This window comes from Iodobacter sp. BJB302 (genome assembly GCF_002735645.1).
In the GTDB taxonomy this organism is placed as follows: Bacteria; Pseudomonadota; Gammaproteobacteria; order Burkholderiales; family Chitinibacteraceae; genus Iodobacter.
Window position 1 is genome coordinate 1 of the sequence record NZ_PDZG01000026.1, and the last position, 13,586, is coordinate 13,586.

The window sequence follows — 13,586 nt, forward strand, 5'->3', positions numbered from 1 at the left end:
AATACCGTTTCAATCGTCGAGCAGACCTGTGCGCTCTGATTCCTCGATTACTCAAAGCCGTGATGCAGGCTAAACCTTGTCCAAGAGGGGTATTTCAAGCCTTAATTGAGCAAGAGACATAATCAGGTCAATTGATACGATGAAATCACCCGCTCTGTTTACACAATAATATCCCGGCAATACTGCCAAAAATAATACTGTATTTTCTTTCAATGTTTTTGCACTGTCAGCACCTGAGTTTTACTAAAAGATCAGGTAAAGCGCTGCGGTTCATCTTTAAATAAGCAGCGGCCAGCGCTGATTGCCCGCATTTTTTAAAAATGCAGGAACAGCAGACTTAAGCAGCCAAACTAAGAAGCAATCACATGCCTTCCTTAATGCAAGACAAAGACGTGTTTTTATCGCCAAGCTGCGCCCAACTTTTGCCTTGGCAGGTAAAAAAAACAAATATTTTCCTGTTTTACAATTACTGACCTACGAATACCCGCAAGGCTCAGTTATGCTTGAAGTCGTGCTTGCCTGCCCCATACCTATGAAAAAAATATGAAAAAACTTTTATTGATTGCTTCGCTCTCTCTTTCCGCCAGCGCACATGCACGGCTGGATTTATCTTCCCTGCGTGAGGCGGCCCGCAGCCGTGATCTGCCTGCTATCGCAAAAATGGCCGATGCAAGCAATGGCGAAGCGTTAGAAATGTATCCGCGCTATTACTGGCTAAGCAGCCAGCTCACCACAATCAGTGAAAACGATGCACAAAGCTTTTTAAAAAACTACGATAACAGCCCTCTGGCAGAGCGCTTTCGTGGTGAATGGTTAAAAGAGCTGGGTCGCCGTAAAAGCTGGGCAAGTTTTAATCTGGAATATGCCAAAACAGACGCTCCAAGCAGCGAATTGCAATGTTTGCGTGCGCAATCGGCCATCGCCAGCAATGAAGCAGCGCCGCTATCGGCCGCCAAACCACTCTGGTTTTCTGCCAGACCACAAAGTGAAGCGTGCAACCCGGTCTTTGACGCCTTATTTAACAATGAAGAACTAAACCAGACCGATGCATGGGCGCGCATTCGCCTGGCACTGGCCGACAATCGCACGGATCTTGCCCGCCAATTGGGCGCGCGTGCAGGCAATCCTGCCGAATTCACGGCAAGAAATATCAGCGCGCTCGCCGCCAACCCTGAAAACCAATTTGCAAAGCAATCCTTATCCACTCAGGCAGGCCGCGAGTTGGCCATCTATGCCCTGGGCCGGATTGCACGGGCGAACCCGGATCGCGCAGCCAGCCTGCTCAATAACATAGAAAAGCAATTACCAGCAGCTGATCAACGCTATGCATGGCAGCAAATCGGCTTAATTGCCGCGAAGAAACAACATGAACAAGCCTCTGCATGGTTAAGCAAGGGCGATACGCTGGGCATGGATAGCGAAGATCGCGCATGGGCCATTCGCGCCGCGCTGCGTTTCTCTGATTGGGAAACCACGCTGGCCCGCATCGAAGCCCTGCCAGCCCAGGAGCAACAAACCAGCACCTGGCTTTACTGGAAAGCGCGCATTCTGAAAAATCAGAATAAAACCATAGAAGCCAATCAGCTTTGGGCCGCAGCCGCAGAAAGCCATGATTTTTACGGTCTGCTTGCCAGAGAAGAGCTCGGCCCCAGCATGGAGCCCGCTAATATCCGCTACAAGGCCAGCGATGCAGAAATCAAACAAATCCGCGCCATGCCGGGTGTGCAGCGCGCTTTAGCCCTGATCGATCAGGACTGGCGTATCGAAGCCATCCGCGAGTGGAATTGGGCCATGAAAGGGCTGACAGACCAGCAGCTGCTGGCCGCTGCTGAATTAGCGCGCAAGCAAAACTGGTATGACCGATCGATTTATTCGGCCGAGCGCACCCGCCAGCTGCATGATTTTACACTGCGTTACCCTACACCTTATTTAGATTTGATCGGGCCCGCAGCCAAGAACGAAGGCATTGATCCGGCCTGGGTTTACGGCCTGATGCGACAAGAAAGCCGCTTTATCAGTATTGCCCGCTCAGGCGTTGGGGCCAGCGGCCTGATGCAACTGATGCCTGGCACCGCCAAATGGGTAGCCAGCAAAATGGGCAAAAAACACTTTAATCTGGCAGAAGTTAATGAATTAACGACCAATATCAGCTTTGGCACCTTCTATTTGCGCTATATATGGGAGCGGCTGGACGATAACCAGATTTTAGCCACTGCGGGGTATAACGCAGGCCCCGGCCGGGCAAGGGCCTGGCAATCCAGCCAAGCGATGGATGGGGTAATCTATATCGAAACCATTCCATTTAACGAAACACGCGACTACGTTAAAAAAGTAATGGCCAACGCCATCCACTACGCCCACGCCTTTGAAGGCCAGGGCCTGCCACTGAAGCAACGCATCGCCAAAGTCGCAGGGCGGGGTCAGGCAGTAGACGCACCTTAATACTCAGGGCGGGCAAGCCACAGCAGGCTGCACCCGCCCTGCAACTTCAAAGAAGACTCGCATGTCAAAAATCTTATTAATCGGTGGTAGCGGATTTATTGGTAAACAACTGGCCGCCAAGCTGGCAAAAGCCGGGCATGCGGTCACCCTGCCAACACGCCACAAAGAAAACAAACGTGAAGATTTGCTGCCCCTGCCCTTCCTCAGCTTGGTCAGCGCAGATATCAATGAAGATGCCGCGCTCACTCAGCTGGTCGCAGGGCAGGATGTGGTCATTAATCTGGTAGGTATTTTGCAGGGAAACGAGGCGAGTTTTAAAAAAGCCCATGTCACGCTTACTGAAAGAATTATTGCTGCGTGCACCGCTCAAAATGTAAACCGCTATTTACATATGAGCGCCTTAGGGGCAGATATTTATGGCCCGTCCATGTATCAGCGCAGCAAAGGCGAGGCCGAAGCCCGAGTTAAAGCCAGCCTTCTGGACTGGACAATTTATCGCCCTTCGGTGGTATTTGGCCAGGAAGACCAGTTTCTCAACCTTTTTGCCTCGCTGCTGAAAATTGCGCCCTTTGTGCCATTAGCAGGTGCGGATACACGCTTTCAGCCAGTATGGGTGCAAGATGTCACCCAAGCTTTTGCCTTAGGTATTACAGATAAAACGCTAATTGGCAAAACACTCAGCCTGGTTGGCCCCAAGATCTACACGCTTAAAGAGCTGGTCGCTTATACGGCACAAACTATTGGCGTTTGTCGCCCAATTATTTCCTTACCCAATTGGGCTGCCAGGGTGCAAGCTGGTTTAATGAGCGTATTGCCAAACCCGCCGCTCAGCCAGGACAATCTGGATTCGCTGAAGGTTGATAATATCGATCCGGCAGGCTTTGCTCCTGAATTAGGCTGGCAGCCTGCGGCGCTTGAAGCCATTGCTCCCCTGTATTTAGCAGGAAAACAGAGCCGCTATAATCAGCTGCGCGGCCACGCTCACAGAAGTTAAGCCTGTCCTTTTTCCATCTTTAAAGGGTATTACCATGCAAATTGTAATCGGCAACCTTCCTCCGGAAACCTCGGCAGAAGACGTACGCAGCCTGCTGACTGATGAAATTGGCCTGAACGACTTTGGCTCAATCACCATCACCGACAGCAATAGCGAAAGTGTCCTTGCTCTCGTGCAGCTTCTTACCGATAGTGCAGCTGCGGCCGATGTGCTCACCGCAAAAATCACTGATTTTCACTGGAAAGGCCGCAACCTCACCAGCAGCCATACCCATATGTTTAAAGAAGGCTGAGCCTGGCCGATTGCATAGCCGCAACACCAGCTCATTTCACGATGAAACACGGGGGTAAAATCAGCCCCTGTTCTTCTTCTCAGCTCATGGGATCTCCCCAAAAATGACGGGGCTTTGCTTCTTGCCCAAACAATCGCTTCGCATCCATGATGCACAACATAATCAAAGTGCCGCAGGCACTACAACTATTGAACAAGCAGGTTTCCCATGCGCATTGCCGTTTTTGACAGCAAACGATACGACCGGGCCACGCTCAGCCAGGCCAACGAACACCATGGCCATGAGCTGGTGTTTTTTGAAGACCGCTTAAATATCCAGACCGCCGCACTGGCATCTGGCTTTGAAGTGGTTTGCCCTTTTGTAAATGACCGGGTTGACGCCCCTACTCTGACACAGCTGGCAAAACTAGGGGTCAAACTGGTCGCGCTTCGTTGTGCAGGCTTTAATGGCGTCGATTTAGCCGCCGCAGCAAAACATGGCATCGCCGTCACGCGCGTACCGGCTTATTCCCCCGAAGCCGTGGCCGAGCACGTTTTTGCCCTGCTGCTCACCCTCACCCGCAAAACACACCGCGCTTATAACCGCATTCGCGAAGGCAATTTCTCGCTGGATGGCCTGGTTGGATTTAACTTGCACGGGCGCACTTTTGGCGTGGTTGGCGCAGGTAAAATTGGCGCAGCCACCATTGCCATTGCCCGTGGCTTTGGCTGCAAAGTACTGGCGTTTGATCGCAGCCCCTCCCCCGAGCGGGCAGAAACATTAGGCTGCACCTTTGTTTCACTGCCTGAGCTGCTGGCACAATCGGATATCATCTCGCTGCACACCCCGCTCACCAATGAAACCAAGCATATGATCAATGCCGAAACGCTGGCGGGCATGAAGCCAGGCGCGGTGATTATCAATACCAGCCGCGGCGGGCTGATCGACAGCAGCGCCCTGCTCGACGCACTAAAAAGCGGCCAGGCAGGGGGTGTGGGGCTGGATGTTTACGAATACGAAGAAGGCGTATTTTTTGAAGACCTGTCCGGCTCAGCATTAGAAGACGACGTTCTGGCAAGGCTCACCACCTTCCCCAATGTCATGATCACCTCGCATCAAGGCTTTTTAACCGCTGAAGCGCTGGAAAACATCGCCGATACAGTACTGTGCGAAGTCAGCGCCTTTGCCCGGGGCGAGCCGCTGATTAATCCGGTCAGGTAGCTGCTTACGGCGCTCAATGATTTATGGCAGATCAATAAGCAAATATTTTGCGGGAAGGCCTGCCACACATGAATCAACGGGCCAAAAACAGTAATAAGCTAGGTACTGCGTAACAACAGCTAAAGCGTTTTAATCAGCCTTAAACTGACAATTGCAGTGTTACCTGGAGTACAAGGACGCAGCACTTGTACTCCATCAGCTGCATACAAAAGCCAGGGCGGCTGACATGCAACACACCTATATCAAGCCCAAAACTTAGGCTCTCCTGGACAATTACTGACATCTGTGGATAATTAATCTTTCACAGCCCGACTTTTTCGGGGTAACACCATGGCTTATCCAGATTGACTCTGCACCCTATCACCTTGTCCCCCCGTCTTGGCCGCTGGCTTCAACTGCTGCCCGGCCTGATTGCAGCGCTGTTTACGCTGGCTTTTGCCAGCTGGCTGCTGCTTACCACTGATGCCGATCAAAAACAGCGCAATAACCAACTGGAGCAGGATTTGCTCTGGCAAAAGCAGGCTATTCAGCAACAAATTACCGCCAATACCGACGCCATCAATGCCCTTGCGGTGACCGATTACAACAAACAATCGGCACTGTTTCAGGCACGCGCTTTTTCTTTAATTCAAAACAGCCCGGAAATTGTCAGCCTGGTGGTCAGAAATCAGGATGATTTCAAAGTCTGGTGGTCTGCCCCCCAACAAAAAGTACGGGCATTTAATGGGGAAAGCGGCTGGAGCACGCTGCCAGCAAAACATGATCAGCCCCCACTGGCCCAATATGCGGTGTCCAGCGCCGACGGGCACAACTTTATTATTGCTACTTTTTCTTTTGACCGGCTTTTGCAGCAGCAAGTGCCGTGGTGGATTGCCCAGCGCTATCAGGTTTTACTGCTTAACCATAATTATGTGACGCTGGCAGCCAAATCCAGCCGCCAGCTTGATCCAAGCGGCCTGAGCACGCGCATTGCTCTCGATACCCCGCCTCTGGGGCTGTCGATACAGGCCGAGCTTTATCATGTGCCCCGCCACCGGCTGACTGAATCGCTGCCCTGGGTGCTGCTCTTTTTAGCCATCGGCATGCTGGCTTCTACCGCGCTATTACACCGTGTGATGCGGGTTCGCTCTCAGGCAGAAATGCAATTACGCGCCGAAACCGCGCTGCGCCAGGCCATGGAAGACTCGCTGGTCAGCGGTATGCGGGCGATGGATAAGGATGGCCGCCTGATCTATGTAAACCGGGCTTTTTGTGAAATGACCGGCTTTAGTGCCGACGAGCTGCTGGGCCAGCAACCGCCGCTGCCCTACTGGCCCCCGGAAGAGCTGGAGCGCTGTCAGGCTGCATTTGATGCGATCCGTTTAGGCCGAGCCGATCCCAATGGGCAGGCGGTGCGCTTTATGCGCAAAAATGGCGAACGTTTTGATGTCAGCCTGCATGGCTCCAGCCTGATCGATGGCGCCGGGCGGCATATTGGCTGGATGGGCTCTCTCTACGATATTACCGAGCTAAAACGCGAGCGCGAAGTGCTGCAGGCCTCGCATCAGCGTTTTGTCACCGTGCTGGATGGTCTGGATACGGCGGTTGCCGTGAGCGATGCCGACAGTGGCGAGCTGCTGATGAGCAACCGCCAGTTTGATCGCTCGTTTAACCTGCCCGACTGGCGTGGCCGCTGCTGTATCGTGCCTTTCAGCGCCCGCCGCTTTGATACCCCTGTCGATTCAGAATGGTACGACCCGATTAAAAAACGCTGGTTTCAGATCAAAAGCCGCCACAGCCTGTGGGTGGATGATTCGGATGTCTGGCTGGAAGTAGCCACGGATATTACCGCGCTCAAATCTGCGGCCGAGCGCGAGCGCATGCAAAATGAAAAACTACAACAAACCAGCCGGCTGATCTCGATGGGCGAAATGGCCTCCAGCCTGGCCCACGAGCTGAACCAGCCCCTGGGCGCGATTGCCAGCTATGCATCAGGCTGCCGCAATATTCTGGCCAATCCTCAGCCAAATTTACAGCAATTATCCCAAGCCATCGAAAAAATGGGCGAACAGGCGCGCAGAGCCGGGCAGATTATTCGTGGTATTCGTGAGTTTGTGCAGCGCCGGGCACCACACCGCCGCCGCTGCACCATTACCGGCCTGCTGGATACCGTACTGGATTTACAATCGCACGAGGCAGTACGGCGCGGGGTAGAGATCAGTATTTCAGAATCGGGAGACTTACCGCCTTTATATGTCGATCCGATTATGCTGGAACAGGTATTATTCAATTTAATCCGCAATGCTATGGAAGCCATGAACGATACGCCTGCATCGCAGCGTACCCTGGCCATTATGCTGAGCAGGGAGCATGATTACTTACAAGTTATCATTGCGGATCGTGGCACTGGTATTAGTTCTGAACAAATGGAACAATTGTTTAAACCGTTTTACACCACCAAAGACACCGGAATGGGAATGGGGCTGAATATTTGCCGCTCTATTATCGAATATCACCAGGGCCGTCTTTGGGCAGAAAATAATCCTGGCGGCGGTTGCCGCTTTATCTTCACCGTACCGTTTTCCGAGGAAACCCAGGCAAATGAACCCTGATCGCCGCATTGCAATCGTTGATGACGATGACGCCATTCGCGATGCCCTCGTCTGGCTTTTTTCCACCCGCAATCACCGTGCTGACAGCTATGCCAGCGCTGAAGCGCTGCTTGCTGATTACACGCCCGAGCGCTACGGCTGCCTGCTGCTTGATGTGCGTATGCCCGGCATGGGTGGCTTAGAGCTGTTTGACCGAATCAAAGAGCATCCCTATTGCCCGCCCGTGGTGTTTTTAACCGGCCACGGCGATGTACCCATGGCCGTGGGTGCTTTAAAACAAGGCGCAACTGATTTCGTTGAAAAGCCATTTAACGATAACGATATCGTGGATCTGGTGGAACGCTGCCTAGCCAACGACGCCACCAAGCGCGGCGTTTGGCAAGTGAAGATGCAAATCACCAAACGTCTTGGCACCCTCACCCCGCGCGAGCGCGAAGTGATGAAGCTGATCCTGACCGGCCGTTTAAACAAGCAAATTGCAGATGATTTATCCATCTCAATGAAAACCGTCGAAGTTCACCGCGCACGGATTTTAGAAAAGATGCAGGTTAAAACCGCCATGGAACTCGCCGCCCTGCTGCGCGGATCCGGGGTAGAGCCTTAAACACCATTGCAACTGCACTGGTGTGCAAGAAAACCCAAATCTTGAACCACAAAGAACACAGAGTTCCACGGAGAAAATCCTGTACTATTTTTTTCTCCGTGCCCCTCCGTATTCTCCTTCCCTCCGAGGTTTAAGGTTTGGGTTTTATACTGTCAACGATCATTCCGTCTTCAAAGTCCGCCATGCTTATGCTGCTCTCTCCAGCCAAAACGCTGGATTACACCACTGCTCCCATCACCAAAGAATTCAGCCAGCCTGATTTTCTGGATCATTCTGCCAGGCTGATTGCTTTACTCAGGCAGCAGACGCCTGCGCAAATTGCCAGCCTGATGAAATTATCCGATCCGCTGGCAGTGCTGAATGTGGGGCGCTATCAGGCCTGGCATCCTAATTTCACACCGGACAACGCCAAGCAAGCCGTGCTGGCCTTTATGGGCGATGTGTACGAGGGGCTAAATGCAGGACAAATGACACCGCAAGAGCTGGCCTATATTAGCCAACATCTGCGTATCTTATCCGGCCTCTACGGCCTGCTGCGCCCACTGGATCTGATTCAGCCCTATCGCCTGGAAATGGGCACATCCCTGCCCAATGCGGCAGGCAATAATCTCTACGCTTTCTGGGGCGAAACCATTACGGCAGCAATTAACGCGATACAGCCCAAAGTCGTCGTCAATTTAGCCTCCACCGAATACTTTAAATCCGTCAAACCCAAGCTCTTAAACTGCCCGCTGATGACGCCAGTATTTGAAGACTGGAAAAACGGCAAATACAAAATCATCAGCTTCTACGCCAAACGCGCCCGCGGCCTGATGGTGCGCTGGGCGGCAGAGCACAACATCACTCAAGCCAGCGACTTAAAAGCGTTTAATGCGGAAGGCTATGCTTTTGATGCCGATGCATCCAATGGCGTGAGCTGGGTATTCAGACGGCAGCTGGCGGATTGATGTGATGTGATATGACAAACCCAGATCTTGAACCACGGAGGCCACAGAGAGCACGGAGTTTCACGGAGAAAAGCAAGTTTTGAATAATGTTGTTTGCCAAGTTTTAAGTATTTCAAAATTCAGCAATCAGGATTCGTATCGCAGCGGGTAGCACGCGGCTTAAATCTCCGCTTGAAACACGCCAGAGTGAGGAACAAGCGGGGCGGGGTTTCGGCCAGGGAAGGAGGATCCAGCCAATCCCGCCCGCCGCCGCTGTCCGCAGCGAAGGGGCTTTCGTGTTTCGTGGGGTCGCCTTCTTTGCTTACTTTCTTGGCGAAGCAAGAAAGTAAGGCCCCTGCGGGGGCTACCCGCACCTAAATCAACCTGCCGAAGGCACTGCATTGCTTTTGACTCTGCTAGAAGCTCATAACACACACCACGCTGAGTTTAATAATGCAAAACACTGCGGGTTGCAAAATTCAAACGCCCCCTTCCTTCTTTCCCTGCTGCCAATCCGCCAATTTACGAAACACCCAGCTTTGCGGTTCGGTTTTGCCTGTGCGGGCAAAATCTAATAGGTGAGTGGCTTCCTGCATGGCTTCATGGGCGCTCTGTGCTTCGCGATTACCCGCAAACAGCAGCTGATCGCCAAAAGTCAGCTGTGTATCTAAAGAAGGCCATGCCTGCAGCTCGTCACCGTGCACGTGCAGCAAAGGCAGGCATTGCAGCTTGTAGCCATGATCAAAAGGGTTATTAATCAAGTGTGCAAGGCGTAAAGGTGGCGAAGGATTGGCTAAAAAGGCGTGTACGGCTGCGGTGTTTTTGGCATCCAGCGTAATGCTCCAGATCTCCGGCACTTTGTGATCGCATAACAAAGCCAATTGATCAGACAATGCCTTGGCCCATGCTTCATCTTCTTCTTTAATTAAATCCAGAAATTGCGCCAATAATGGCGTTTCAATCGCGCGTAAACATTCATGCGCCACAATCTCACTGCGGATTGAGGTGATATCAGGCTTAAAAGCTTCAAATAATAAGTGGTTATCGCGCAGATTCTGCCTTGCCACAATAAACAATTTGGGATTAATCGCCCGGGCCGTTGCCAGCGCAGACAGATTATTAATATCGTGATCATGGCAAACCAACAGCCCCGAAGCGTGCTCAATACCTGCGGCAATTAATGAATCGGCACTCACACCCAGCGCCTGCACAAATTGCTCCGGCAATAAATCAGGCTGCGGCTCCGGATCAATCACCGTTACCGTAGCACCCTCTTTAAGCAGTGCGGCCCGCATCGAGATGCCAAATCGCCCATAACCGACCACCACCCAATGCCCGCAAGGCGGGCGCACTAAGGCCGCAATAGGCTGGCCAGGAAAATCAGAAAGCAAATTCCATAAGCGATAGCTATGCGGCGCATGCAGCAACATCTGAAAGCGCTGCCCCACCGCATTAAACATATTGATCACTTTATTTGCGCCAAACGACTGCATATTATCGGCCACAGCCTTATTTTTGCAGCGGCACACCGACACCAGATTAGGCTGTAAAACAAAAGCCGCCATTGCAATCGCCAAATTCACATTTTCATCGCCGGTAATGGCCAATACGCCCCGGCAACGCGGATGGGTAATTCCGGCAATCTTTAATAATTCAGGATTAGAAGCGTCCCCCGCATAAAAAACCGGGTCAGAATGAAAATCAGCTAAAGCCAAATTATTAACGCGCTCTTCTCTAAGCTCTATCACCACAAAGCGAATATTAATCCGATCAAGCACTTTACAGAGCAAACGCCCCGTTTGCCCATATCCACAAATTAAATAAAAGGGCTCACGCAGGCGCCTTACTTTATTATTAAACCGCACATACTGAATGGCTTTTTTTAAAGCCTGATCATTAAATAAAGTAAAAATAGCCCCTAAATTATAAGCCCAGCCGGTTACTGATAAATAAATACAGCACAAAACCCATAAGCGCTGAGAATAAGAAAACGCATAGGGCGTTTCGCCAAAACCAATTGAGGTAGCGGTATAGCTGATAAAATAAAAAGCGTGAAAAAAACCCATTTGATAGGGGCGGCCCTGATCATCCATACCGGGAATCAGCACTAGGCCCAGAACGGCAATTGAATAAATAAGAATCAGCGTGATAATCGGCGCACGCATGCGCCGCATCACCATAAAAAAGATATTCGGCATAATCAGCGGCGATGTTGTAAGGTTTCACCAATCAGCAAAACCACCGAAACCACATTAGCGGCCAGAGCACCGGCAGAAAAAGATACCACCATTGATGTCACTCCTGGGGTCATTCCTATTTGGCTTACATACATGGCATGGCCCCAAACCAGAGCCGCTGCAATTAATTGTAAATCAGCAACCAAACTGGTTGCCAAGTGCAGTGCCCCCACTTGTGTGCGGTCACCAAACTTAATCACCGTGGCAATAAAACTGACCACCATGGCAGAAAATAGCTCAAAGACATCATGTTGATGTGCAACATCAATCTGGCCCATTACAAAACCAAAATTAAGCGTAAATGCCAGCAGGATAAAAAACCCAAAAACTACTTTTTCTATATTCATACAACATTTAATCCATAGCAATAATCAAGGCATGATAAATCATAGAAGAGATATCACAATGTATATCTTTACCTTTTAATAAATTTTGATATCTAACTCACAATATTCAGTAATAAACATCCAGAAAACGGATTCGTAAGAAAAATACCGGCACGCTCTGTAAACAATGCCTTTTTTTTCAGATCAAGTAAAACTCAGCCCGTTTTCCAGCATAGCACCAACACGCCTTTATTTCTGAAACAATAAAAAAACTTACATACAACCACTACGCGCGGACACAATTCCCATTTTGCAACGATTAAATTAAATTTCGAGACAATCAAGTTCTGATATTTTATCATCTGTAATTGTATTTTAATAAGACGCAGCTACAGTCTGTGCATAATTTTATAATCGATAAGCCACTATCAGGCTTTATCTCCGATATAAAACACACTCAATAAAGGCCCACCATGTCTGTGGAATTGGCGTATATAGATAATAAGCATGCAAACAGTGAATCCCCTCTTTTAAAATCACCCGTTTTTCAGCAATTTTTATATATGGCGCTTCCCACTATAGTGGGTCTGGTCATTAATGGCATGTATATCGTTGTAAATGGCTTATTTATATCACGCGGCATTGGCCCCCATGCAATGGGGGCTGTTTCTGCCGTTTTCCCTATCCAAATGTTTTTGCTTGCAATCAGTACTATGCAGGGCAGTGGAATGGCCTCCATTATTTCAAGGCATTTAGGGGCAAAACAACAGGAAGAAGCCTCACGTGTTTTTTCTGCATCACTGCTGCTTGCCGTCGGCAGTGCCATTATTATTTCGGCCCTGTTTTTAATTTTCAGGCCAGCCATTTATGCATTACTGGCTGTGCCCTATGAATTTATACAAGAAGCTGATAGCTATCTGGTTCCGGTACTTATTTTCTCTGTGATTGGATTTATCAGCAATCAGATCACCGAAAGTTTCCGTGCATCAGGCAATCCCAAAGCAATGATGCAGGTATTATCCACCGGATCAGTTTTAAATATTGTTTTTGATGCGCTGTTTATTTTTGTATTTAAATGGGGTGTTGCCGGAGCAGCATGGGCCACAGCCTGTGCGATGGCCTTAGCCCTGCTTTTAGCATTACAGCTGCAAAGCAAAGGTGAAAATGTAGCAAAATTCAAACCACAATATCTGATATCCAAATTTAAAGTCTACGCAGATATCATTAGTTTTGGCATGCCTGTTTTGCTCTCGCACGGTGGTTTTTCAATCATCATGGCCATATCGGTTTACTCTATTTCTATCGTCATACCAGAGCAATCCGCCACACTGATCAGCGCGCACGGCATTTTAATGCGCTGCTATATGTTTTTATTCCTTCCTATTATTGGCATGATGATTGCGCTGCAAACTCTTTCTGCATTTAACTACGGTGCAAGGCAATATCAAAGAGTACAGAAAGCGTATATTTCTGCTCTAATTTGCAGTACCGCATGGGGGCTTATTGTAACTGCGCTGCTTTGCTTTAATCCTGAATGGCTGTTACAGCTATTTACGCAAAACCATGAAATTATTATGGAAGGAAAAAAGATCGCCGCAATTTGCTTTCTTGGTATTCTTGCTTCCGGAGTATGCATGATGTCCAGCGGTTTATTTCAGGGAATGGGAAAAGCACTACCCGCAATGCTGCTTGATGCTGCCAGAACCTATATTCTGCTTATTCCTCTTATTTTTGTTCTGCCCATGTTTTTTCACAGCACAGGTATCTGGATATCTTTCCCTATTGCTGATTTTATTGGCGGAACCATAGCACTTACATTTTCAAGCCGCTATTTAATGAAGCTGACAAAAACACACAAGCACTGATTCAGTTTATTCATCGCGGCAGTCATGCTGGGCATGCATATACCAATAGCTGATGCCCTTTGATCCAATAAAAAAAGGCAGGGCAATCATTGCCCTGCCTTTTTATTCA

At 49.8% G+C, this 13,586-nt stretch carries 11 protein-coding genes; 9 read left to right on the forward strand and 2 right to left on the reverse strand.

Features of this window, described 5'->3' with window-relative positions; genetic code table 11:
* The first annotated feature begins 301 nt into the window (after positions 1-301).
* The 8 genes from CSQ88_RS10090 (at position 302) to yaaA (ending at position 9,070) form a co-directional block, all read left to right on the forward strand.
* Positions 302-547: a hypothetical protein gene (locus CSQ88_RS10090; protein WP_099397979.1), complete on the forward strand. Its 246-nt coding sequence runs from the start codon at positions 302-304 to the stop codon at positions 545-547.
* Positions 544-2,442 (forward strand): lytic transglycosylase domain-containing protein, encoded by a 1,899-nt coding sequence (locus CSQ88_RS10095; protein ID WP_099397980.1) that lies wholly within the window; start codon positions 544-546, stop codon positions 2,440-2,442. Before CSQ88_RS10090 ends, CSQ88_RS10095 begins: the two co-directional genes overlap by 4 nt.
* A 61-nt stretch (positions 2,443-2,503) precedes the next feature.
* On the forward strand, positions 2,504-3,436 hold the full coding sequence (locus CSQ88_RS10100; protein WP_099397981.1) for a complex I NDUFA9 subunit family protein: 933 nt from the start codon (positions 2,504-2,506) through the stop codon (positions 3,434-3,436).
* 34 nt (positions 3,437-3,470) lie between these two features.
* Positions 3,471-3,728, forward strand: a complete 258-nt coding sequence (locus CSQ88_RS10105; RefSeq protein ID WP_099397982.1) for a hypothetical protein — start codon at positions 3,471-3,473, stop codon at positions 3,726-3,728.
* Between the two features lie 207 nt (positions 3,729-3,935).
* On the forward strand, positions 3,936-4,928 hold the full coding sequence (locus CSQ88_RS10110; protein WP_099397983.1) for a 2-hydroxyacid dehydrogenase: 993 nt from the start codon (positions 3,936-3,938) through the stop codon (positions 4,926-4,928).
* A gap of 344 nt (positions 4,929-5,272) precedes the next feature.
* On the forward strand, positions 5,273-7,519 hold the full coding sequence (locus CSQ88_RS10115; protein WP_099397984.1) for a PAS domain S-box protein: 2,247 nt from the start codon (positions 5,273-5,275) through the stop codon (positions 7,517-7,519).
* Positions 7,509-8,123 carry a response regulator transcription factor gene (locus CSQ88_RS10120; RefSeq protein WP_099397985.1) on the forward strand — a complete coding sequence of 205 codons (615 nt, stop codon included), beginning with the start codon at positions 7,509-7,511 and terminating at the stop codon, positions 8,121-8,123. Before CSQ88_RS10115 ends, CSQ88_RS10120 begins: the two co-directional genes overlap by 11 nt.
* A 182-nt stretch (positions 8,124-8,305) precedes the next feature.
* Positions 8,306-9,070, forward strand: a complete 765-nt coding sequence (gene yaaA, locus CSQ88_RS10125; protein WP_099397986.1) for a peroxide stress protein YaaA — start codon at positions 8,306-8,308, stop codon at positions 9,068-9,070.
* A 458-nt stretch (positions 9,071-9,528) separates the two neighbouring features.
* On the opposite strand, the gene CSQ88_RS10130 is transcribed toward yaaA, so the two are convergent.
* The gene (locus tag CSQ88_RS10130; RefSeq protein WP_099397987.1) at positions 9,529-11,247 is read right to left on the reverse strand and encodes a TrkA family potassium uptake protein; all 1,719 of its coding nucleotides are present in this window, start codon (positions 11,245-11,247) and stop codon (positions 9,529-9,531) included.
* A gap of 2 nt (positions 11,248-11,249) precedes the next feature.
* On the reverse strand, positions 11,250-11,633 hold the full coding sequence (locus CSQ88_RS10135; RefSeq protein ID WP_099397988.1) for a DUF6394 family protein: 384 nt from the start codon (positions 11,631-11,633) through the stop codon (positions 11,250-11,252).
* Between the two features lie 542 nt (positions 11,634-12,175).
* Here CSQ88_RS10135 and CSQ88_RS10140 point away from each other — a divergent pair.
* Positions 12,176-13,477 carry an MATE family efflux transporter gene (locus CSQ88_RS10140; protein WP_218963063.1) on the forward strand — a complete coding sequence of 434 codons (1,302 nt, stop codon included), beginning with the start codon at positions 12,176-12,178 and terminating at the stop codon, positions 13,475-13,477.
* The last annotated feature ends 109 nt before the right edge of the window (positions 13,478-13,586 follow it).